This is a genomic window from Dysosmobacter sp. Marseille-Q4140 (assembly GCA_018228705.1).
Lineage (GTDB): Bacteria > Bacillota > Clostridia > Oscillospirales > Oscillospiraceae > Oscillibacter.
On the sequence record CP073694.1, the window covers coordinates 1,498,486 to 1,520,529 of the forward strand.

The 22,044-nt window shown below is 62.9% G+C and carries 21 protein-coding genes, 5 tRNA genes and 1 riboswitch; of the genes, 6 read left to right on the forward strand and 20 right to left on the reverse strand.

Annotation, left to right across the window (positions count from 1 at the left end):
• Nucleotides 1-64 precede the first annotated feature (64 nt).
• The 3 genes from KFE19_07625 to KFE19_07635 are packed head-to-tail and all read left to right on the forward strand — an operon-like array spanning nucleotide 65 to nucleotide 4,069.
• Complete coding sequence (locus KFE19_07625) at nucleotides 65-499, forward strand: MarR family transcriptional regulator (GenBank protein QUO39562.1); 435 nt, start codon at nucleotides 65-67, stop codon at nucleotides 497-499.
• Nucleotides 496-2,244 (forward strand): ABC transporter ATP-binding protein, encoded by a 1,749-nt coding sequence (locus KFE19_07630; protein ID QUO39342.1) that lies wholly within the window; start codon nucleotides 496-498, stop codon nucleotides 2,242-2,244. Before KFE19_07625 ends, KFE19_07630 begins: the two co-directional genes overlap by 4 nt.
• The gene (locus KFE19_07635; GenBank protein QUO39343.1) at nucleotides 2,225-4,069 is read left to right on the forward strand and encodes an ABC transporter ATP-binding protein; all 1,845 of its coding nucleotides are present in this window, start codon (nucleotides 2,225-2,227) and stop codon (nucleotides 4,067-4,069) included. The genes KFE19_07630 and KFE19_07635 overlap by 20 nt, the downstream gene beginning before the upstream one ends.
• Nucleotides 4,070-4,608: 539 nt before the next feature.
• On the opposite strand, the gene KFE19_07640 is transcribed toward KFE19_07635, so the two are convergent.
• The 8 genes from KFE19_07640 to KFE19_07675 all read right to left on the reverse strand — a co-directional run bounded on the left by KFE19_07640 (nucleotide 4,609) and on the right by KFE19_07675 (nucleotide 7,234).
• Nucleotides 4,609-4,683 (reverse strand) — tRNA-Cys (locus KFE19_07640).
• A gap of 95 nt (nucleotides 4,684-4,778) precedes the next feature.
• Nucleotides 4,779-4,854 (reverse strand) — tRNA-Gly (locus KFE19_07645).
• A gap of 3 nt (nucleotides 4,855-4,857) precedes the next feature.
• Nucleotides 4,858-4,933, reverse strand: a tRNA-Phe gene (locus tag KFE19_07650).
• An 83-nt stretch (nucleotides 4,934-5,016) separates the two neighbouring features.
• A tRNA-Asp gene (locus tag KFE19_07655) sits at nucleotides 5,017-5,093 on the reverse strand.
• 37 nt (nucleotides 5,094-5,130) lie between these two features.
• Nucleotides 5,131-5,207 (reverse strand) — tRNA-Val (locus KFE19_07660).
• 68 nt (nucleotides 5,208-5,275) lie between these two features.
• The gene (hslO, locus tag KFE19_07665) at nucleotides 5,276-6,175 is read right to left on the reverse strand and encodes an Hsp33 family molecular chaperone HslO (GenBank protein ID QUO39344.1); all 900 of its coding nucleotides are present in this window, start codon (nucleotides 6,173-6,175) and stop codon (nucleotides 5,276-5,278) included.
• A gap of 19 nt (nucleotides 6,176-6,194) precedes the next feature.
• Nucleotides 6,195-6,947 (reverse strand): class I SAM-dependent methyltransferase, encoded by a 753-nt coding sequence (locus KFE19_07670; GenBank protein QUO39563.1) that lies wholly within the window; start codon nucleotides 6,945-6,947, stop codon nucleotides 6,195-6,197.
• Complete coding sequence (locus KFE19_07675; protein QUO39345.1) at nucleotides 6,944-7,234, reverse strand: TrpR-like protein; 291 nt, start codon at nucleotides 7,232-7,234, stop codon at nucleotides 6,944-6,946. The genes KFE19_07670 and KFE19_07675 overlap by 4 nt, the downstream gene beginning before the upstream one ends.
• 194 nt (nucleotides 7,235-7,428) lie before the next feature.
• Between KFE19_07675 and KFE19_07680 the strand changes: the two genes are divergently transcribed.
• Complete coding sequence (locus KFE19_07680; protein QUO39346.1) at nucleotides 7,429-8,151, forward strand: DUF3298 domain-containing protein; 723 nt, start codon at nucleotides 7,429-7,431, stop codon at nucleotides 8,149-8,151.
• Between the two features lie 25 nt (nucleotides 8,152-8,176).
• Here KFE19_07680 and KFE19_07685 read toward each other — a convergent pair whose 3' ends face one another.
• The 9 genes from KFE19_07685 to KFE19_07725 form a co-directional block, all read right to left on the reverse strand.
• The gene (locus tag KFE19_07685) at nucleotides 8,177-9,562 is read right to left on the reverse strand and encodes a sodium:alanine symporter family protein (GenBank protein QUO39564.1); all 1,386 of its coding nucleotides are present in this window, start codon (nucleotides 9,560-9,562) and stop codon (nucleotides 8,177-8,179) included.
• Nucleotides 9,563-9,677: 115 nt separating this feature from the next.
• A riboswitch (glycine riboswitch) is annotated at nucleotides 9,678-9,771 on the reverse strand.
• Nucleotides 9,772-9,961: 190 nt separating this feature from the next.
• A complete protein-coding gene (locus tag KFE19_07690) occupies nucleotides 9,962-10,843 on the reverse strand; it encodes a ribokinase (protein ID QUO39347.1) in 882 nt (293 codons plus the stop codon).
• A 21-nt stretch (nucleotides 10,844-10,864) separates the two neighbouring features.
• Entirely contained in the window at nucleotides 10,865-11,557 is a 693-nt protein-coding gene (locus KFE19_07695) for an MgtC/SapB family protein (protein QUO39348.1), read from the reverse strand.
• A gap of 16 nt (nucleotides 11,558-11,573) precedes the next feature.
• Complete coding sequence (locus tag KFE19_07700) at nucleotides 11,574-12,299, reverse strand: MgtC/SapB family protein (protein ID QUO39349.1); 726 nt, start codon at nucleotides 12,297-12,299, stop codon at nucleotides 11,574-11,576.
• 345 nt (nucleotides 12,300-12,644) lie between these two features.
• Nucleotides 12,645-13,637 (reverse strand): MBL fold metallo-hydrolase, encoded by a 993-nt coding sequence (locus KFE19_07705; protein QUO39350.1) that lies wholly within the window; start codon nucleotides 13,635-13,637, stop codon nucleotides 12,645-12,647.
• 4 nt (nucleotides 13,638-13,641) lie between these two features.
• Nucleotides 13,642-14,541, reverse strand: a complete 900-nt coding sequence (locus tag KFE19_07710) for a sugar ABC transporter permease (GenBank protein QUO39351.1) — start codon at nucleotides 14,539-14,541, stop codon at nucleotides 13,642-13,644.
• Nucleotides 14,542-14,661: 120 nt separating this feature from the next.
• A complete protein-coding gene (locus tag KFE19_07715; protein ID QUO39352.1) occupies nucleotides 14,662-15,921 on the reverse strand; it encodes an extracellular solute-binding protein in 1,260 nt (419 codons plus the stop codon).
• Nucleotides 15,922-15,980: 59 nt separating this feature from the next.
• On the reverse strand, nucleotides 15,981-16,820 hold the full coding sequence (locus KFE19_07720) for a carbohydrate ABC transporter permease (protein ID QUO39353.1): 840 nt from the start codon (nucleotides 16,818-16,820) through the stop codon (nucleotides 15,981-15,983).
• 124 nt (nucleotides 16,821-16,944) lie between these two features.
• On the reverse strand, nucleotides 16,945-17,931 hold the full coding sequence (locus tag KFE19_07725; GenBank protein QUO39354.1) for a LacI family DNA-binding transcriptional regulator: 987 nt from the start codon (nucleotides 17,929-17,931) through the stop codon (nucleotides 16,945-16,947).
• 321 nt (nucleotides 17,932-18,252) lie between these two features.
• Between KFE19_07725 and KFE19_07730 the strand changes: the two genes are divergently transcribed.
• Nucleotides 18,253-18,912 (forward strand): YesL family protein, encoded by a 660-nt coding sequence (locus KFE19_07730; protein ID QUO39355.1) that lies wholly within the window; start codon nucleotides 18,253-18,255, stop codon nucleotides 18,910-18,912.
• 62 nt (nucleotides 18,913-18,974) lie between these two features.
• Here the strand turns inward: KFE19_07730 and KFE19_07735 are convergent, their stop codons facing one another.
• The 3 genes from KFE19_07735 to KFE19_07745 form a co-directional block, all read right to left on the reverse strand.
• On the reverse strand, nucleotides 18,975-20,252 hold the full coding sequence (locus tag KFE19_07735; protein ID QUO39356.1) for a serine dehydratase subunit alpha family protein: 1,278 nt from the start codon (nucleotides 20,250-20,252) through the stop codon (nucleotides 18,975-18,977).
• Between the two features lie 72 nt (nucleotides 20,253-20,324).
• Nucleotides 20,325-21,113 (reverse strand): ZIP family metal transporter, encoded by a 789-nt coding sequence (locus KFE19_07740; protein QUO39357.1) that lies wholly within the window; start codon nucleotides 21,111-21,113, stop codon nucleotides 20,325-20,327.
• Between the two features lie 80 nt (nucleotides 21,114-21,193).
• The gene (locus KFE19_07745) at nucleotides 21,194-21,475 is read right to left on the reverse strand and encodes a hypothetical protein (GenBank protein QUO39358.1); all 282 of its coding nucleotides are present in this window, start codon (nucleotides 21,473-21,475) and stop codon (nucleotides 21,194-21,196) included.
• A 124-nt stretch (nucleotides 21,476-21,599) separates the two neighbouring features.
• Here KFE19_07745 and KFE19_07750 point away from each other — a divergent pair, with 124 nt between their 5' ends.
• Nucleotides 21,600-21,767 carry a ribbon-helix-helix domain-containing protein gene (locus KFE19_07750; protein ID QUO39359.1) on the forward strand — a complete coding sequence of 56 codons (168 nt, stop codon included), beginning with the start codon at nucleotides 21,600-21,602 and terminating at the stop codon, nucleotides 21,765-21,767.
• Nucleotides 21,768-22,044 lie beyond the last annotated feature (277 nt).

Below are 22,044 nucleotides of genomic sequence, written 5' to 3' on the forward strand. Positions count from 1 at the left end.
GCATATAATTGATATATCAACTGTTGACTAGTCAATATTTAAGAAAGGAGGGATCGGGATGGATCTGGAGCAGACCTTCCATCTGCTGCTCTACCGGGCCTTTCACGCCCAGCGCAACCACCTGCGCCAGAACCTGGCTCCGCTGGGCCTGGGCTCCGGCCAGCCTAAGCTGCTGGCCTATCTGGCCGCCAAAGGACCCTGCCACCAGCGGGAGCTGGCCGCGTATTACGAGGTGGACCCGGCGGCGGTATCCCGGATGCTGGAGGCCCTGGAGCGAAACGGCTTCGTCACACGGCAGCCGGATCAAGCCAGCCGCCGGCGGGATCTGGTGGAGATCACCGACAAGGGCCGCCGGGCCCATGAGCAGTGGGAGGCGCGCTGCGGCGAGCTGGAACAAGTGATGCTCTCAGACTTTACAGCGCAGGAGCGGTCCCAGTTTTTTGACTATCTGACCCGGGCCCGCCGCAATCTGCGGGATTTTGAGGAGGGGCGCAAATGAGTCAGCTGCGGCGTCTTTTGGGCTATCTGGGCCCCTACCGCCGGGACATGGTGATCGGCGCGGCTCTGGTACTGGCGGAGACCTGCTTTGAGCTGCTGATCCCGGTACTGATGGCAGATCTGATCGACGTGGGCGTTGCCAACCGGGATATGGACTACATTTTAAGCAAGGGCGTGCAGATGGGCGTGTGCGCCCTGCTGTCGCTGTCCACGGGCCTGCTCTATGCCCGCTTTGCCGCCCGGGCAGCCTACGGCTGGGGTGCCCGGATCCGGGAGGCCCAGTTCGAGAAGATCCAGCGCTACGCCTTTTCCAATCTGGACCACTTTGAGACGTCCTCTCTGGTGACCCGGATGACCACCGACGTGACGGTGCTGCAAAACGCCGTCAACGGCGGCTTCCGCCCCCTGATCCGCAGTCCGGTGATGCTTTTGATGGGCGTGGGGCTGTCCTTCTGGATGAACGCCCGGCTGGCCCTAGTCTTTCTGGTGGGCGCGCCGGTGCTGGGGTGCATCCTGTTTGCCATCGTGGGGAAGGTCTCCCCCCTATACAGCCGCCTCCAGCAGGCGGTGGACCATGTGAACAACGTGGTCCAGGAGGGACTGGCCGCCATCCGGGCGGTGAAGGCCTTCGTCCGGGAGGAATATCAGGCGGAGAAATTCGACCAGGTGAACCGCGCCCTCCGGGACACCAGCCAGAACACCTTCCGTTGGGCCGTGCTGAACCTGCCCTCTCTCCAGCTGGTCATGTACATCTCCGTGGTGCTCATCATGTGGTTCGGCGGCAATATGATCCTGGCGGGCAACCTTCTGGTGGGAGAGCTGACGGGCTTTCTCAGCTACGTGTTCCAGGTGATGAACTCCATGATGATGATCTCCAATGTCTTTCTGCTGCTGACCCGGTCCCTGGCCAGCGCCGACCGCATTGCAAAGGTGCTGAATGAGACCGTGGAGCTGACCTCCCCGCCCCAGGCGGAGACGGAGGTGGCCGACGGCAGCGTGGACTTCGACCACGTCTCCTTCAAGTACAGCGCCGGCGCGGAGGAGTATGCCCTGGAGGACGTGACCCTCCACATTCCAGCGGGTCAGACTGTGGGCATCCTGGGGGGCACCGGCAGCTCCAAGACCACCCTGGTCCAGCTGATCCCCCGGCTCTACGACGCCACGGAGGGCACCGTCTCCGTGGGCGGAAAGGATGTGCGCAGCTACGATCTGGACGCCCTGCGCGCCGCCGTTGGCATCGTGCTGCAAAAGAACGTGCTGTTCTCCGGCACTGTCCGGGAAAACCTGCGCTGGGGCGACGCCCAGGCCGGGGACGGCGCGCTGTGGGAGGCCTGCCGGACGGCCTGCGCCGACGAGTTTCTGGAGCGGACGGCCAAGGGCCTGGACACGGACCTGGGCCAGGGGGGCGTCAACGTCTCCGGCGGCCAGAAGCAGCGGCTGTGCATCGCCAGGGCCCTGCTGAAGCGGCCCAAGATCCTGATTTTCGACGACTCCACCTCCGCCGTGGACACCGCCACGGAGGGAAAGATCCGGGCCGCCCTGGAGCGCCTGCCGGACGTGACCAAGATCATCATTGCCCAGCGGATCACCTCGGTCATGCACACGGACCAGATCCTCATTCTGGAGGACGGCCGCGTCCACGCCGTGGGCACCCACGAGACGCTGCTGGAGTCGGACCCCATCTATCAGGAGATCTACGCCTCGCAGATGAAGGGAGGGGACATCCATGGCGGCCAGACAGCTTAGCGCCAAAAAGCCCAAGCGGCTGGGCTATACCGTGGGGCGGCTCCTGCGCTATCTGGGCCGCCACCGCTACCTGCTACTGGCGGTGGCGGTGCTGGTGACGGTCAGCGCCGCCGCCAACCTGCTGGGCACCTATATGATCCGACCGGTGGTCAACAGCCTGGTGGACGGCGACGCCGGCACGCTGAAGCGGGGCGTGGCCGTGACCGCGGGGATCTACGCTGTGGGCGTCCTCTGCTCCTTCGGCTACACCCAGACCATGGTCCGGGCGGCCCAGCGGGTGGTCTATGACATCCGCCGGGACCTGTACGACCATCTCCAGACCCTGCCCCTGCGGTTTTTCGACACCCGCCGCCACGGCGATGTCATGAGCTACTTCACCAACGACGTGGACACCATCGCCGACGCCATGAACAACAGCTTCGCCATGGCCATCCAGAGCTTCATCCAGATGACCGGCACGCTGATCCTTCTGTTCATTCTGAACTGGCGGTTATCCCTGATCGTGGCTGTGTGCTATCTTGCCATGTTCTTCTACATCCGCTTCAGCAGCCGCCGCAGCAAGGTCTATTACAACAGCCAGCAGTCATGCCTGGGTGACCTGAACGGCTACATTGAGGAGATGATGGGCGGACAGAAGGTGGTGAAGGTCTTTGGCCACGAGGCGGCCAGCCTGGAGGAATTCCGCCGGAAAAACGAGGCCCTCCGCCGCTCCGGCACCGGCGCCCAGTCTTACGCCGCCACCATGATCCCGGCGGTGGTCAGCATTTCCTACATCAACTACGCGGTGGTAGCCGTCTTGGGCGGCATCATGGCCCTCAAGGGCATGACAGACCCGGGGAGCCTGGCCAGCTATCTGGTCTTTGTCCGCCAGGCGGCGGCTCCCATCAACCAGTTCACTCAGCAGGGCAACTTCCTGCTGGCCGCCCTTGCCGGCGCCGAGCGGGTCTTTGAGGCCATGGACGAGCCGGCCGAGGAGGACGCGGGCACCGCGGACCTGGTCAATGTCCGGGAGGAACACGGCGTTTTGACCTCCTGCCGGGAACAGACGGGCCGGTGGGCCTGGCGGCGGGCCGACGGCGCTCTGCGGCCTCTGCGGGGCGACGTGCGCTTCGAGGATGTGGAGTTCGGCTACGATCCGCAGCACACCGTCCTCCACGGCGTCAGCCTCTACGCAAAGCCGGGCCAGAAGATCGCTTTCGTGGGCTCCACCGGCGCCGGCAAAACCACCATCACCAATCTCATCAACCGCTTTTACGACGTCCAGGGCGGCCGGGTGATCTATGACGGCATCGACGTCCGGGACATCAAAAAGGCGGCGCTGCGGCGGTCCCTGGGCATCGTCCTCCAGGATACCCACCTCTTCACCGGCACCATTGCCGACAACATCCGGTTCGGCAAGCTGGACGCCACGGAGGAAGAGATCCGCCGGGCGGCGCAGATCGCCAACGCCGACTCCTTTATCCGCCGCCTGCCCCAGGGCTACGACACGATGGTCACCGCCGACGGCGCCAACCTCTCCCATGGCCAGCGGCAGCTGCTGGCCATCGCCCGGGCCGCTGTGGCGGACCCGCCGGTGCTGATCCTGGATGAGGCCACCAGTTCCATCGACACCCGCACCGAGGCTCTGATCGAAAAGGGCATGGACCAGCTGATGGCGGGCCGGACGGTGTTCGTCATAGCCCACCGGCTCTCCACCGTCCGCAACGCCGACGCCATCATGGTCCTGGAACAGGGCAGGATCGTGGAGCGGGGCAGCCACGAGGAGCTGCTGTCCCAGGAGGGCCTGTATTACCGGCTCTACCACGGGATGTTCGAGCTGAGCTGAGTGCAGGTGCCTTTAAACAAAGCGAACGCGCCGGGCAGAGGCAGTTTTCCTGCCCGGCAGGGCATCCATCTGTGCCGAGTATGCGAATATCTCCGGGAAGCAAAAAAGGAACACCAGCCTGCCGGCTGGTGTTCCTTTTTTGCCTTGTCCGAACGCTTCAGATGCCGCTGCCAAATCATCAAACGGCCCTTCTGGGCCGCGCCGCAAATGCGGCGTAAATTCGGAGCACAGCGGAGAATTGCGCAAGGGGGGCTTTGCCGACCCCGAGCATCTGAATCTCCGAAGGGTGGAGGCGGCCTTGGCGACCGGAATCCAAAAAGAAAGAAACGCCAAAAGCGTGTCTTTCTTTTTGGGTAGTCCGTAAAGTATAGATGCCCGCCCAAACCGGGGCCCCACACAGTGGGACGGCGCGTTTGCGCCGTCCGAGCGTTTTGCCGCAGGCAAAAACCTCGGCGCAGGCGGAATTCATTTCCGCCGAGCATTTTAAAATCTCCAGGTATCCAAAAAGAAACACCAGCCTGTTGGCTGGTGTTTCTTTTTGGAGGTGACACCCGGATTTGAACCGGGGAATCAGGGTTTTGCAGACCCTTGCCTTACCACTTGGCTATGTCACCATCACTGCTATTATTATATGCGGTCTTTCCGAAAAAGTCCACACTTATTTTTGAGATTTCAATGCCCACACCGTTTTTCAGTGTGGGCATTGAACTGGAGCGGGCAACGAGGCTCGAACTCGCTACCTCCACCTTGGCAAGGTGGCGCTCTACCAGATGAGCTATGCCCGCAGGTGGTGCCCAGAGCCGGAATCGAACCAGCGACACGTGGATTTTCAGTCCACTGCTCTACCAACTGAGCTATCTGGGCAAGTCTTTCCCGCGCCCGAAGGCGCGGTCCGGGGAATTTCAACCCCAAGGGGACCCACGGGATGGTGACCATCCCGTGGGAGATGGCGACCCGGAACGGGCTCGAACCGTCGACCTCTAGCGTGACAGGCTAGCGTTCTAACCAACTGAACTACCGGGCCATATATAACAACTCTTCCATTTTGAATTTCTTCAAAATGGTGGGAACAACTGGACTCGAACCAGTGACCCCCTGCTTGTAAGGCAGATGCTCTAACCAGCTGAGCTATGCTCCCAGATCGCCGCACTCGTCAGACGGCAAAAGTTATTATACTCAAAGGACCCGCGTCTGTCAACTATAAAATCAAATTTTTTCTTCTTTTTTCTCCAGAGACGCCAGCATGGCCTCCAGGTCCTGCCGATTGAAGTGCTGGACGTTGTCGCAGAAGCGGCAGGTCAGCTCCGCCTCGCCCTTCTCGTCGATCAGGGCCCGCAGCTCCTCCCGGCCGATGCTGAGCAGGGCCCGCTCCATCCGCTCCCGGCTGCAGTAGCAGCGGTACTCGACGTCGCTGCGCTCCAGAATCTCCAGGTCGAAGTCCGACAGCACCCGGTACAAAAGGGCCTCGGGGTCGTCATTCTCCTGCAGGAGGCCCGTCACGGACCCGGCCGCCAGGATGCCGCCCTCCACCTTGGAGATGGTGTCCTCGCTGGCCCCGGGCAGCAGCTGGATGAGATAGCCGCCCGCCGCCAGCACGCTCTGGTCCCGGTCCACCAGGACCCCCAGGCCGCAGGCCGTGGGAATCTGCTCGGACTCCACGAAGTAGGCCGCCAGATCCTCGGCGATCTCGCCGCCCAGCAGGCCCACGCTGCCCACATAGGGCTCCTTCATGTTCAGGTCCCGGATCACCGTCAGAGTGCCGTCGCAGCCCACGGCGGCGCCCACGTCCAGCTTTCCGTCGGGCCGCAGGGGCAGGTCCACCGCCGGGTTGTCCACAGTGCCCCGGACGTTGCCCTCGTTGTCGGACACCGCCAGCAGCGTGCCCAGGGGGCCGCCGCCCTTGATCTGAAGGGTGACGCTGGCGCCGTCCCCCTTCAGGGCGTTGCCCATCATGGACGCCGCCGCCAGGGTCCGTCCCAGGGCCGCCGTGGCCACCGGCAGCGTCTTGTGGATCTGCCGGGCCCGCTCCGTCAATCCCCGGGTGGACACCGCCACCGCTTTTACCGCGCCGTCTCTGGAGATGGCGCGTACCAGTTGATCGCTCATATTCTCGCCTTTCTCAATTTCATTCTGCCGGCCGCTGGGCCGTGATGATCCAGCGGTCCTCCGTGGGCTTGGGCGGGCGGCTGGTCAGGTCGCCCGTCAGCTTCACGTTCGTGAAGCCTGCCTCCGCCAGGGCCTGCCGCAGCTCCTCCTCCGTCCAGGCCCGCTCCCGGTGCTCCTCAAAGGAGCGGTCCCAGGCGCCGTCGGCCCGCTGGCGGAACAAGTCCACCTGATAGGTGCAGGTCTGCCGCTTCTCGGAGAAGAAGGTGCGCCAGACGCACAAGCTCTCCTCCGTCTCGTCCATGTAGATCTGCCGGTCCATCCGCCGGAGCTTCCAGGGGGTGTTCACGTCGAAGAGAAACCATCCGCCGGGCCTGAGCCACCGGAACACCCGCCGGAAGGTCTCCTGGAGATCCGCGGGCCGGGTCAGGTAGTTGACCGCATCCAGGGTGCAGATTGCCGCGTCCACCGGCTCCAGAAGCCGCAGACGGGGCATGGTCTGGTGCAGGAACAACGGCGGCCGCTCCGTCAGAGCCGCCGCCTTAGTCATAGCCTGGGTCAGCATCTCCTCCGAGGCGTCGGTGGCTGTCACCTCATAGCCCCTCTGGGCCAGAAGGCAGGCCATGGTGCCGGTGCCGCAGGCCAGATCCAGCACCGTCCGCACCGGAATGGGGCTCTTTCGGAACTGCCGCTCCAGATAGTCTGCCCGGCGCAGATACCCCACATCCACTGTCAGCTCATCGTAGCTGGCGGCCAGGGCCTGATACCGGCTCACTTCTTCTTGCATCGCTCAAACAGCTTGGCATAGGCGCCGGTGCCGTAACTGAGGGACCGGTTCACCCGGCTGATGGTGGCGCTGGAGGCGCCGGTGCGCTCCAGGATATCGTTATAGATCATGCCGTCGTACAGCAGTGAAGCCACCTCGAACCGCTGCTCCATGGCCCGCAGTTCCGACACTGTACACAAATCCTGGAAGAACTCGTAGCACTCCTGTTCGTCCTTCAGCTGCAGGATGGCTTTGTACAGCTGATCGCTTTTTTCCTTTTTGCCGATCTTAACCATATGGCACACCCTTTCTGGGATCGTTCCAGCAATCTGGGCGGCTGTCCGCCTTCAAGTATTTTAACATTCTACTGCGTGAAAGTAAAGGGGGCTGACAGGGAAATTTTTCACACTTTAAAGCGCGGGCCGTCACCCCTTTGGCACCGCCGGCATAGGCTGGAGCAAAGTTTCACGTCAGGAAGGAGCGGCGGCCCATGCCCACAATTTTGACCCAACTGTCCACGGAGCCACTGGCGGCGGAGCGGACCTGGACCGTGGAGGAGATCCCGGTCCTGACCGCCTCCGTCTCCCTGCCCACTCCGGCGGAGGGCGCGTCCGGCGCCGCCGCCCGCCGCATCCGACGGTACTACCAGCTGCAGAGCCGTGCTTTCCTGCGGTATTGCCAACGGTGGCTTCTGCCGGAGGCGGAGGCGGAATACCGCGCCGCCCTGACCGCCAGCGCGCCTCTGCCGCAGCTTCGGGCGGAGCTGTCGTACCAGGTCACCTACAACGAAGGCGGGCTCTGGAGCCTTTACACCCAGTCCCGGGAGCGGGGGGCCGACGGCCGGACCCTGCTGACCCGCCGGGGCGACACCTGGGATCTGGCCAGCGGCTATCCGGTGCCGCTGGCGGCCTTTTTCCCCAGGCGCTGCGGCTGGAAAAAGGCGCTGCTGGCCGCCGCGGAGGCGGAGATCCGCCGCCGGGAAGCCGCCGGAGCCGCCCGGTGGAACGAGGACTGGCGGCGGTCTCTGCGGCGGCGGTTCAACCCGGAGAACTTCTATCTGACCGGCGACGGTCTGGCCTTTTTCTACCCCATGTACGCCCTGGCTCCTGCCGCCTCCGGCATCCCGGTGTTCACGCTGCCCTACGGGGCCGGAGGGCCTGCGCTCCCGGTCCGGGAGACACCGGAGGAAACAGCAGCGCCGCCGGTCAGATAGGCCGGCGGCGCCTGCGAAGCGGCAGTTATTTCTTTGCCTCGTCTCCCTGCTTCACGGCCTTGACCACCATGGAGGTCAGGGCAAACAGGGCGATGGCGTTGGGAATGACCATCAGCTGGTTGAACATATCGGTCAGGCCCCACACCAGGTCGCTGGAGGTGACGGTGCCCAGGAAGATGAACACCAGGGCCACCAGCATATAGACCACCACGGACTTGCGGCCGAAGAGGTAGATCATGTTGATCTTGCCGAAGAGGTTCCAGCCCAGGATGGTGGAGAAGGCGAAGAAGAACAGGCACACGGCCACGAACATGGCGCCGGCGTTGGAGCCGAATACGGAGCCGAAGGCATTCTGGGCCAGGTTGGTGTTGTTGATGGTGGCGGCCACGGCGTCGGTATACCCGGCGCTGAGGGGACCGTCGGCGGTGTACATGGTGGAGATGATGACCAGGGCGTTGAGGGTCAGCACCACGAAGGTGTCGATGAACACGCCCACCATGGCCACCACGCCCTGATCGTGGGGCTTGGCCACGTTGGCCTGGGCATGGGCGTGAGGCGTGGAGCCCATGCCGGCCTCATTGGAGAACAGGCCGCGCTTGGCACCCTGGCTGATGGCGATTTTCAACGCGGATCCGATACCGCCGCCGATGATGGCGTTGGGGGCGAAAGCGTATTTAAAGATCATGGCGAAGGTGGCGGGGATATAGGTGATCCGCATGACCAGCACCACCAGGCCGCCCAGCAGGAAGATGGCCGCCATGATGGGCACCAGCTTCTCCGTGACGGAGGCCAGGCGCTGCACGCCGCCCAGGAAGATCACGGCGCAGATGATCACCAGGATCACGCCCACCAGCCAGGTGGGGACACCAAAGGCGGTGTTGAAGGTGGAGCCGATGGAGTTGGACTGGACCATGCAGCCGAAGAAGCCCAGGGCCAGGATGATGGCGATGGCGAAGAAGCCCGCCAGGAACTTGCCGAAGCCGCCGGTGAAGGCGGTGGTGATGTAGTAAACGGGACCGCCCTGGATGTTGCCGTCGGCGTCCTTCTTCCGGGTCTGCTGGGCCAGCACGGCCTCAGAGTAGATGGTGGCCATGCCGAAGAAGGCGATGATCCACATCCAGAAGATGGCGCCGGGGCCGCCGGCCAGAATGGCGCCGGAGGCGCCCACGATATTGCCGGTGCCCACCTGAGCGGCGATAGCGGTGGCCAGAGCCTGGAAGGAGCTCATACCGCTCTCCTGCCGGCCGCCCCGCAGGGACAGGTTTCCAAAGACCTTCCGCATGCCCTCGCCGAAGCAGCGGACCTGGACGAAGCGGGTCTTGACGGAGAACCACAGTCCCACGGCGATCAGCAAAATCACCAAGATGTAGTCCGACAGGTACGTATTGACGGTGTTTACGATGTTGAGCAGCATGTTTCTCCCTCTCTTTTCCCGGCAAGACGACGCAAAAAAGAGCCGGAGACCGCCAGCGGCGGTATCCAGCCCAACAGCGACGAACAGCCGCGGCACCGCGGACGGTGCCGTGCGTTCCCACTCTGTCCTTTTACCTGAGAGATTCAGCGGATTTCTCCGCCTTGCACCTTCGGTACTCGTTGCTGAGCTTCTCCAGAGCGACATCCGTTTTTAGTCCCCGCCCGGTCCCGGGCGCCTGAGAGTGTTACTCCTTCGGCAGGCTGTGCGCCGTTTTCCTAAAAACTTCCCTTGCCGTTATGAAATTATGTAGTAATATATAGCACTTTACAACGCAGAAGTCAACAGGGCTTTTGCGCAGTCCCCGTCCGGCATCCGCCGGGCGGGGACTATGTCCGGTCAATAGAACTCCTTGATGTAGGCCAGCACATCCTCCCGGGTGCCCTGGAAGGGGCCCGGGGTCTCCATCTTCAAAGAAACCAGGGCGGTGCAGTACTGAAGGGCGTCCTTGATGTCCGCGCGCTGGCGCTCGGTGATGTAGCCGGCGAAGGTGGTGTCACCCCGGCCGGTGCGGCCGGAGAGGTTCCGGGCCTTGATGGGGCAGGTGTAGATCTCCTTGCCGTCGTAGGCCAGGACCTCGGTGTTGTGGGTGATGAGGACCTCCTTGGCGCCCCAGCTGTACAGCAGCTTCGCGGCCTCGGCCCGGTCGGTCAGGCCCGTCAGGATCTCCGCCTCGGCGGCGTCGGTCTTGAGATAGTCGATGCAGGGGAGGTACTCCTTCTTCTCCGCCCAGTCGTGGAAGGCCATGGTCTTGTCGGCCTCCACATGGCGCAGCAGGCACTGGACGTCCACGGCCACCTTGCCGTGCTTGGCAGCCTCGGCGAAGAGGGCGCCGTCAAAGTCTCCGTAGACCAGACCAGCGAAGTGGTAGATCTTGGTCTCCACCTCCGGCAGCTCGTCGAACCGGAAGGGATCGCACACGCCCATGGAGGTGCACGCCCGCTTCTCCTTGTCGGCGGTGAAGTACTGGTTGCGGATGGAGCAGGTGGCGGCAGAGGGCTTCCAGTACACGTCGGCGCCGGAGCCGGCAAAGCGCTCCTCCACATTGGCGTCGGCGGGGTTCAGCTTGGTGAACACGGCGGTACGGTTGCCGGACTTGGCCGCCGCGAAGCCGGAGGCCACCACGGCGCCGCCCACCTCCTTGCGCTCGTTGCCCTGATAGTCGATGTTGTGGTCCAGGGATACCGGTCCGATGACCAGCACGTCATAGGCCTTTGCCATATGTATTCTCCTTTCGTTGTATCAAAGCTCTTCCACGGAGATCACGCCCTGGGTGGCGTGTACCCCCGCCAGCACCCGCTCCACACCGCACTTCTTGTTCAGCTGCAGCGTGAACAGGGCACAGGCGTTGTGCTTTTCCGTCTCGGTGGAGCGGGTGATCTCCATGTTCAAAACCTTCAGATTCAGCTCCCGGAACAGCTTCAGCACGTTTTCCAGACAGTCCTTATTGGTGTACTCCATGTACAGATTGACCTCCGGGGCGTTGTCCAGCACCCGGTATTCCAGCTTGGAGAAAAACATCTCCGCGGCCAGGATCAGCAGCGTGGCGAAGATGCCGCCCTCGAAAAAGCCGCCGCCCAGGCACAGACCGATCACCGCCGCGGCCCAGAGGCCCGCCGCCGTGGTCAGGCCCTTCACCCGGCGGCGCCGGGTGACGATGATGCAGCCTGCGCCGATGAAGCCGATGCCGGCCACCACCTGGGCGCCCAGCCGGGCCATATCGGTGTAGTAGTGCATGTACAGATACAGGTACTGGCTGGTCAGCGTGGTCATGGCCGCACCCAGACAGATCAGAATGTGGGTGCGGAAACCGGCGGGCCGGCGCTTGTACTCCCGCTCCAGGCCGATGATGCCGCCGCAGACGACCGCCAGGACCATCCGCAGGCAGATGGAGGCCATCGTCACATCCCGCAAGCCGTCAAAAATGGATAACATCTCGTTTCCTCCCCTCTCAGATCTCGTCGATGGCGTAGACGCTCTCCAGCTCCGAAATGGCCGCCAGCACGCGCGTATGGGCCTGTTTCTGGTTCATTCGGATGAAGAAGATGGCGCTGGGGTTCCGGGACCGCTCCTCGCGGCCCCGCTCGATCTCCACCTCGTAGATCTGGACGTCCTGGGACTTGATGCGGTTGATGATCTCGCCCACATCGTCCAGGGATTGAAACTCCACGTAGATGTTCATGTTCCGGGCATTTTCGATGATGGCGGTCTCAATGAAGGGCAGCAGGCGAATGACCAGGAAGATCAGAGCGAAGCACAGCGCCACGCACTCGTAGAAGCCCGCGCCGATGGCAAGGCCCATGCAGGCCGACGCCCACAGGCCCGCCGCCGTGGTCAGGCCCTTGACCTCCTGCTTGCCGGTGACAATAATCGTGCCCGCGCCCAGGAAGCCGATGCCGTTGATGACCTGGGCGCCGAAACGGCTGACGTCGGTCCGCAGGCCGATCTCTGCCGCCAGCTCCGTCCACTCGTGAGTCACCATATAAAATTCATACTGACTGAGGATCACCGTCAGCGCCGCGCCCATGCATACCAGCATATAGGTGCGGAAGCCGGCAGGCCGGCGCTTGCGCACCCGCTCCAAGCCAATCAGTCCGCCGAACAGCATCGCCAGCAGCAGCCGCAGCAGGACGGAAACGGTACTCATTTCCCGCAGCCAATCCAGTTGGGCGATCATCCCGCCCCCTCCTTCCCTTTTCCGAGAATTTTTGGAGGCGGTCTTTGAAAACGCTTGCGAAGCAAAAAAGATGGTTCCTTTCGGAAAATTTCCACTTGATTTCGCAAAAAAACTTTCTTTGCCGTCTCCTGATCGTTTCCTATTTTGTATCATGCCAGGGGAGAGAAGTCAATGGCTTTCCGGTCTTTAACAGGCAAGTTTTCCAAAAAATCCGCTTTTTTCAAGCGGTTTTTGAAGTATAATCCATCTTTTTCCATTTTTTGAAAACGTTTACCAAACCTCTGTATCCCCCAGGGGAAAGCAACAAGCTCCGGCCCCAGAAGGGGCCGGGGCTTGCAGGATCGGTCAAAGGGGAAGATACCGTCCTTCCACCACGCCGCCGGGGCCGATGGTAAACTCCAGAGCATGATGGGGAGGCAGAGGCTCCGCCGCGCCGGGGACCGGGGGGCAGTCGGAGAAGTACAGCCGGGCGCCGCCCTCCGCCGCCATGGTCAGCACGCCGGGATCGGCGCTGTTGTACCGCCGGTCGCTGGAGGCGCAGCACACCACCGCCCTGGGGGCGATGGCGCGCAGCTGCTGGGCGCTGACACCGTCCCGCTGGCCGTGATGCCCCACCTTGAAAAGGTCCGCCTGCAGGGCCTCTGCCGGGATATCGCCGTAACCCAGGCAGTTGGTGTCGCCCGGCAGCAGCACACAGGTGCCGCGAAAGTCCAGCCGCAGCACCAGGCTGAAGTTGTTCATGCGGGCGTCCAGGCGGTCCAGACGGGACCAGAACTCCGCATCCTCCGCAGCATAGACTCCGTCCAGCAGCACCGCCAGCTCCTCTGCCTGAGAGGCGGAAGGCGCCAGCACCTGGCCCGACAAACCGCTGCACAGGACCCCGTCAAGGGGCGCGGTCACCGCGCGGATCACGCCGCCCCGCGTTTCCACCAGGGCGCACAGGGTCTGGTAATCGTTCAGGGCCTGGAGGAACTTCCGCCGGGAGAGATTGGCGTCGTCCGGGATCTCCAGGGGGCGCATCCGCCGGAAAAAGTCCGCCGGCAGCGTCTGCCACAGTTCACCGGGCGTCCAATGCTCCAGCAGGGGCAAAAGGCCGCTGAGATGATCCTCGTGGATGTGGGTGCAGACCATTACATCAATGTGGTCCAGGCCCCGGCCGCTGAGATACTCCGCCATGGGCACGCGGCCGGAGGCGCAGTCCGCAAATTCCGCGGGGTCGTTGCCGCCTCCGTCGATCACCATGACAAACACGCCGTTCTGCCGGGAAGGGTCCGGGCACTCCAGCACCATAGCCTCGCCGTAGCCCACGTTGACGAACGTCAGTCTCATCTGTTCCATAGGCTCACCCAAGGGCCCGCTTGATGTAGAAACTGGACAGGATCAGCACCAGGACCGTCATGACGATGGCGCCGGCGCTGCCGAAGCCGAAGTCCAGCGACTTGATCCCGTAGTTGTACAGGTACTGGGTGATGGTGGCCGTGCTGTTGGCGGGGCCGCCGCCGGTCAGCAGGTTCACCTTGTCAAACAGACGGAAGCTGTCGATGGTGCGCAGCAGGGCGCACAGGGCCAGGGAGTTCTTGATATTGGGGATGGTGACGTAGAACAGCGTCTTGATGGAGCTGGCGCCGTCGATCCGGGCCGCCTCATACTGGCTGGCGGGCACGGACTGCAAAGCGGCGTACAGCAGCAAAAAGACGAAGGGGGCGCTCTGCCACACGTCGATCACCACCAGCATGCCGAAAGCGGTCTTGACGTCGGAGAACCAGTTGTACACCGGCAGGTTCAGAGCCGTGAGCACCTGATTGACGATGCCGTAGTTGGGAGAGAGCATCATCCGCCAGCTCATGGCCACGGTGACGGTGGGCAGCAGGTAGGGCAGCAGCAGCAGCGTCCGCATGGCCTTCTGGCCCCGGCGCAGGCTGTTGACCAGCAGCGCCATGAGAAAGCCGATGAGCATCTCGAAGATCACCGCCAGAATGGTGAACTTCACGGTGTTCCAGATAGCCTGCTGGAAGTACTCGTCCTTGAGCAGGTCCGTGTAGTTCTTCAAGGCAATGAACGTCGCCGGATTCTTCAGCGCCCGCAGCAGGTTATAGTCAGTAAAGCTATATACCAGCGTGAACACCAGGGGGTAGGCCGTCATGATCAGCAGCACCACCAGCGTGGGCGTCAGCATCCCGATGCCGAACCGCTTGGTCAGGGACTGTGCGCTATGGATTTTTTCGATCTGTTGTTTTTTCATACTGCGATGACCTCACATTCCGGGAGGTTGCGGTACCGGGACGGCACCGGCTGGGGTCCGGCCGGGGCGCAGAGCGCCCCGGCCGCTGTTTCGATCAGGTCAGGAGCAAAGATGCGGCGCTCAGCCGGCCATCAGCTCCTCCAGGTTGGCCTGCGCGTCGGCCAGGCCCTGGTCCACGGTCTTCATGCCGTTGATGATGTTGTCCATCTCGGTGCCCAGGATGGTATAGAACTGGGTCCACTCAGCGATGACGGGGCGGTACACGCCGCTCTCCAGAGCCTGGCAGACAACCTCATACTGAGGATAGGTGGCCAGGACTTCCTCGTCCTGCAGGCTGGAATACCGGCAGGGCACGCCGCCGGAGGGCACGGTGGACTTCTGAACCTCGGGATCCATCAGGTAGCTCAGCAGCTTCACAGCCAGCTCCTTGTTCTGGCTGTTGGCAGGCACGCCGATGGTCCAGATGCCGTAGACGTTGGAGTTATAGGCCTCAGCGCCCTCAGAAGCGGCGCCGGACAGAGCGATATAGTCGCCGGTGGAGTCAGCAGTGGGGGTGTACCAGCCGGGCCAGCCGATGCCCATGGTGCCGGCGCCGGTGTCGATGGAGGCGATCAGGTCATCCTTCACCTCGGCGTCGCCGGTGGCGATCAGCTCCAGATAGTAGTTCATGGCAGCCTTGAACTCGTCGGTGTTGACGGTGGGCTGGTTGTTCTCATCGATGACCCAGCCGCCGAAGGACAGCAGGATAGGCAGGAAGTCGACCACCAGGTTGTTCTGGCCGTCGCCGCGATAGATGAAGCCCTTCTTGCCGTCGGCCTTGGCCTGCTGGCAGATCTTCAGCACATCGTCCAGAGAGGCAATGGTATCGGCGCTGTAACCGGCGGCCTCCACGTTGGCCTTGTTGAACATCAGAACGGTCACGTTGCCGTAGTAGGGAGCCAGATACACGTCGCCGTCCACATAGCAGATGGAAGTGGTGGCCTCAATGATGTCATCGTCCAGCTCATAGCCCAGCTCGCTGAGGTTGGCCAGAACACCGTTGGCGGTGTACTCGGCCATCCAGGAGCCGTCCACCATGCACAGGTCATAGGTGCCCTGGGCGTTGATGGCATCCAGCGCGATGTTGGAGTACAGGTCGGCCTCAGACAGCTCCTGCACCTCGCAGGTGACGTTGTTCTCAGCCTCAAAGGCAGGCAGGCACTCCTTGATGACGTCGGCATAAACGCCGGACCGCAGGACCAGGGTCATCTTGGTGGGAGAGCCGGAAGCAGCGTCGCCGCTGTCCTCACTGGCATCCGTGGACGTGTCGCCACCGCCGCCGCAGGCGACCAGGGACAGGGACATGACCAGGGCCAGGAGCAAGGCAAACAATTTCTTCATTTCTTTTCCTCCTAATCTCAGTTGTTCCTTTGTTTTGAAGCAGATTGCATGTATTTTTGTTACTCTTTGACAGCACCGCTCGACAGACCCGAGATCAAGTAGTTCTGCGCAAAGATCACAAACAGGGTAATGGGAATCACGGACACCACGCCGCCGGCGGCCACCAGGCCGAAGTTGGTGAGGTTATCCTCGGTATTCAGCAGGGACAGCGCCAGGGGGACGGTGTTGTTTGCGGGGCTGCGGGTGAAGATGACGGTATAGGTGTACTCGTTCCAGGCGTACATAAACGACAGCATGGCCACCGCCGCGATACCGGGAGCCACCAGAGGCAGCACGATCCGGCAGAACAGCTGCCACTCCGTGGCGCCGTCCACCTTGGCGCTCTCCTCCACCTCCTCCGGCAGGTCCTGGAAGAAGCTGATGAGAAACCAGATGATCAGCGGCACATTGATCAGCACGCAGGCCAGCATCACCGGCAGCTTGGTGTTGAGGATGCCGAACTTGTTGAACATGATGTACAGAGGAATGGTAAACGCCACGGGCGGCAGCACACGGACCAGCAGCACCCAGTAGGTCAGCGGCTTCTTCAGGCCGAACCGGAACCGGCGGCGGGCAATGATGTACGCCGCGCAGATACCCACCAGCAGAGAGATCACCAGGGAGCCGAAGGTAGTCTGCAGGCTGTTGACGATGGCCTGGCCGAAGCCTTCGCTGGAAAACAGCTGGGCAAAGTGCTCTCCCGTCAGAGTCTGGGGGATCAGGGAGATATGCCCCCGCATCTCATCCGTGGGCCGGATGGCCATGGCCAGGAGCCAGTAGATGGGGAACAGCGCAACCAGCAGCAGTGCCGCACACCCCAGGAATTTCCCGACCGATCCCGCTCTTCTCTTCGCTTTCATGCTATCTTCCTCCTTGCGTTTACCGGGGAGCCGTCAAACCCCGGCTCCCAAGTATACCGGGCCGCCCCGGCTGTTGCTATCCCGGCTTTGTGAAGCCTATGTCAAATCCAGGTAAATTTGCCTCTCAGCTAGAACCCCGGACATGCAGCTCCGCAGGAACCGTGGTGACGGGGGGACACTCCTCCCCGGCCAGCAGCGCCCGCAGCCGCTCCACACACAGCTCGCCCATCCGGCGGCAGTTGATCCGCACGGAGGTCAGTTCCGGCTCCAGCATCCCGCAGATGGCGGAGTCGTCGAATCCCACCACGGCCACATCCTCCGGTACCCGGAGCTTCAAACGGCTGGCGGCCTTCAGAATCCCGGCCGCCACCACATCGTTGACGCCGAACACGGCGGTGGGCCGGTCCGGCCGGTCCAGCAGCTCCTGCGCCGCCCGGGCGGCATCGTCCACATTGGCGTCGCACATCTGGATGTCCTGGGTGCCGGTACGGATGCCGTGGGCCTGAGTGACGCTCAAAAAGGCGTTGTACCGGGCCCCCACGATGAAGGGAGAAAACCGGCCGGCGATCATGCCGATGTGCCGGTGGCCCCGGTCCACCAGATGCTCAATGGCCTGACGGACTCCGCCGTACTCGTCGGAGAGGACGCAGGGCAGATCGAAGCCGGTCATGCGGTTGTTGACCAGAACCACGGCAATGTGCTGGCTCTGGAACTCTGAAACCAGATCCGGCTGGGCATTTCCGCCCAGTATAACCCCCTCCACCTGCTTGCGCTGGGCGGTACTGGGCGTCTGGCGCCAGTCGGCCGCCGTGGAGATCAGCAGCTGGTGGTCGGACTTGTTGGTCTCCCGCATGATGCCCTCGCAGATGGCGGCGTAGAACTCGTCGAGAATGGTGGCATCCTTCTTACAGATCAGAAAGGCCAGCTTGTCGGTCCGCTGCCGGGCCATGGCCCGGGCGATGGCATTGGGGGAATAATGCAGCACCTTGGCCGCCTCGAACACCTTCCGCCGGGTGGATTCCCGCACCTGTTCCGGATTGGAGAAGGCCCTGGAAATGGTGGCGGTGGAGACGCCGGAGAGTTTGGAAACATCATAGATGGTTGGATTCACGGTGTCCTCCGTCCCAGTAATGTAAGCGGTTACAATTATCTTTGCAAACATACGGGCGGCGGCTCTTGCCCCTGCCCTTCTAGTGCCAATTTAACATTGTTTCTATTGAAAAGCAAGGCGTAATTGGAAATTTATCCAAATTGAATAAATTATTTTTATCCGCTTTATTGATTTTGCCGATTATTTGTAACCGCTTACACTTTTGCCTGATTCCTTCAAATCCTCCCTTTTCGTTGACAAGCTGTCTGTTTTCCCCTATACTGGCTCCAGAAAATCCTGGAAAACTGCAAAACCGGCCGTCTGCCGGAGAGGGAGGTCGTTATGAAAAAGCCGGGACTGTGGCAGAGGTTTTCCAACCTGGTCTCCGACAGCTCTCCCCTGATGACCCGGGTGGGCCAGGTAGCCCTGCTGGCAGTGTGCAATTTGTGCTGGCTGGTGTGCAGCCTGCCGGTGGTGACCACGGGCGCCGCCACCACCGCTCTGTACGCAGTGCTGCTGGAGCGCCGGGAGCTGAGCTTTGACACAGCATTCACTGCTTTTTTCCGCGCCTTCCGCCGCTGCTGGCGCACAGCTACGGCGCTGTGGCTGCCCGCGCTGGTCCTGGGCGTGGTGTGGCTGTGGGCTGCGTGGCTGACAGCCGTTCAGAACCTTCTGAACAACGCCTTCGCCCTTCTGCCGCTGCTGGTATCCGGAGCAGTGTGGGCCTTTGTGGTGCTGTGGCTGTTCCCGCTGCTGGCCATTGGCGGCGGCCGGCCCGGCGCGCTGCTGCGCAAGGCCTTTTTGCTGGGACTGGGGGAGCTGTGGCGGTCCATGGTGATGCTGGTCATCGAGCTGGTACCTCTGGCGCTGTTTTTCCTGTACGCCAAGACCTTCATGCTGCTGTCCGGCTTCTGGATCCTGCTGGGTTTTGCGCTGCTGGCGCTGCTGAAGCTGCTGGTGATGGAGCCGGTTCTGCGGCGCCATGCCCCCAACCAGAGCTGAAGTGTTTTTCATATAAAAAGGGTACGGCCCTCCGGCCGTACCCTTTTTCTGATTCATGATTCTCACTGCTGGCCCACCATGATGTCCAGGATCTCCTCGTCGGTCTGGCGCATCCCCTGCCGGGCCAGGCGGCCCACGCTGCCGATGGTGTTCTCCACGCCCTTGCGGATGATGCCCTCGCCGCCCACGAACTGGTGGCCGCCGTGGAGATACATATAGTATCCCGTCAGCCCCGCGTCCACGGCGGAGGCGATCTTGGCGGCGCAGGAGGGCTTGGCCCCGTCGCAGACCATGCCGGAGCAGATGGCCAGGGCGTTGGCAATGGTGTGGGCAACGACCTCGTACCGGCCGCCCTCCAGATAGGCGATGCCCGCGGCGGCGCCGCTGCCGGCGCTGACCGCCCCGCAGAAGGCGGACAGCCGCCCGATGCTGGTCTTCTGGTGGATGGTGATGAGGTCTGCCACGGCCAGGGCCCGCAGGGTCTCCTCCCGGCTGGCGCCTTTGTCCCGGGCGTACTCGATCACCGGCAGAGAGGCGGTCATGCCCTGGTTGCCGCTGCCGGAGGTGATGACCACCGGCAGCTCACAGCCGCTCATCCGGGCGTCGGACCCGGCGGCAGCCGCTGCCCGGGCCCGGACCGGCAGGCTGTCCCCGTACACGGTCCGCAGCGTTTTGCCCACCTCGGCGCCCCAGCCGCCCTTGAGGCCCTCGGCGGAGATGGCGCTGTTGTAGGCGATCTGCCGCTCCAGCACCTCCGCCACGTCCTCCACATCCAGGCAGTCGGCAAACCGGATGATCTCCTCCACGCTGAGGACGGACCGGTCCGTCTCCTCCGCCTCTCCGCCGGCGGCGCCGCCCTGGAACAGCACGTTCTCATCCCGCATGATCCGGGTGACGTTGGTGTGAAAGTCCATGATCTCGCAGCAGGCGGAGTGTCCGCCGCCGATGACGGTCACGTTGATGTAGAAAATCCGGCCCTCGCCGCCCAGAGCCACCTTAATGGGGCACCGGTCCAGAAAGTCCCGCATGGCGGCGATCTCCTCCGGCGTCACCCGGGAGAGGACCTCCAGCTCCAGTTCCGGCCGTCCGCCCACCACGCCGGCGGCCACGGAGGCCTCGATGCCCTTGAGCCCGCCGGTGTTGGGCACGGTGACAGCCTTGACGTTTTTCACGATATTGCCGCTGACCTCCGCCCGGCAGGCCTCCGGCTCCACGCCCAGGGCCTGACGGGCCCTGGCCGCCGCCAGGGCGATGGCGATGGGCTCCGTGCAGCCCATGGCGGGGATCAGCTCCTCTTTCAGGATCTTCACATAACTGTCGTAATGGGGTGTGCGTTCCATGGCTGTCTCCTCCTTTTCCTCCGTCTTTCGGGCCCCGGAGGGCTCGTTCCAGCATCTATTTCCGCCTTGGGCTCAGCCCAGGGCCACGTCCAGCAGCATCATTACCAGGAAGCCCGCCATGACGCTGGCGGTGCCCGCATGGGAGTGCTCGCCCAGGTGGGCCTCCGGGATCAGCTCCTCCACCACCACGTAGATCATGGCGCCGGCGGCAAAGGACAGTATCCAGGGCATGAGCCCCGTGACGCTGCCCGCCGCCAAAACGGTCAGCAAGCCAAACACCGGCTCCACCACGCCGGAGGCCGCGCCGCACCAGAAGGCCTTCCACACGGGGACGCCCTGGGACCGCATGGGCAGGGACACCGCCGCGCCCTCCGGGAAGTTCTGGAGCCCCATGCCGATGGCCAGGGCCACGGCCCCCGCCAGGGCGCCGCCGTCCTGCGCGGCCACGGTAAAGTTCAATGCCACGGCCATGCCCTCGGGGATGTTGTGGAGGGTCACCGCCAGGACGATCATGGTGGTGCGCTTCCACCGGGCAGGCAGACCCTCCGGCCGGTCACTGTCCAGGTGCAGGTGGGGCAGCAGGCGGTCCAGCAGCATCAAAAACACGCCGCCCAGCACAAATCCGCCGCCCGCCGGCAGAAACACGCTGCCTCCGGCCTTCTCCGCCATCTCCATGGCGGGGATCAACAGCGACCACACGGAGGCCGCGATCATCACGCCCGCCGCGAACCCCAGAAAGACCCTCTGGGTGAGGGCGGACATCTCTTTTTTGAAGAAAAACACCATGGCGGCGCCCAGCACCGTGGCAAGGCAGGTGCATCCGGTGCCGATGGCGGCGTAGAGCAGTTCCCGCTGCAGCATGAAAGCCTCCTTTTTAACTGGTTCTTAATTGTATCATACCCTTTTTGGGGGGATCCTGTCAATCGCGGCCCGCTCTTCTCTCACGGCTCCCGCCGCAGCGGGCCCGCACCGTCCAGGGCCGCCCCCATCTGGAGTCCCAGCAGCAGCGACAGCCGGGCCTCCCGCTCCGCCTGAAACCAGAGGGCGTCCAGCAGGTCGTTGACGGCGTGGACCAGGGGCTTGTTGCGGCGGTGGGTGCGGTAAAAGGCTTCCATCCGCTCGTTGGCCTCGGCGGAGAACTCCCGCCACTGGGGGTCGTCTTTTTGGATCTGCCGCCGGTTGGTCTCCAGCCAGGTGCAGAGCAGTTCCAGCGCGTCGTTCATATTCATCACCTCGTCCGCATTATAGCACTATATAGCACTATGTGCAACCACTTGTTCAGAGAATTACCATAGTGTAACATGGTGACTATATAGTACCCATGTTGTGGTAAAGGAGGCGTTCAAAATGGCTGAGCCTGTGCTGGTCAACCGGACGCGGTTCACCTCATCGCTGAAAAACGAACTGATGGAGGGGTTCAATACCCTGGCGGATCAGACCCGCATCCCCAAGAGCCGCCTGCTGGATGAGGCGGTGGAGGACCTTTTGAAAAAGTACGGAAAGAGGGACCGCTGAGCGGGGCGGGGTTATGGGCCGGAGCCTCCGGAAGGCACAGGGTCCCTGCGGGGATGCGCCCCCCATTCTCCTTTGTCTTGGCAAAAGAGAATGCGCCGCGCCCGGTGGAAGAGAAAAGCGTTTTGACAAACAGGAGGACCGGACGGTCCTCCTGTTTGTGTATGCGGGGGTCGCGCGAATCGGTCCGGCGGAGATCGATGGCCCCGTCGACCCTGCGCCGGACCTGTCCCGCGAAGAACTGCACCTCCGCATTCGATGGGGCGGAGCGCGGACGGGG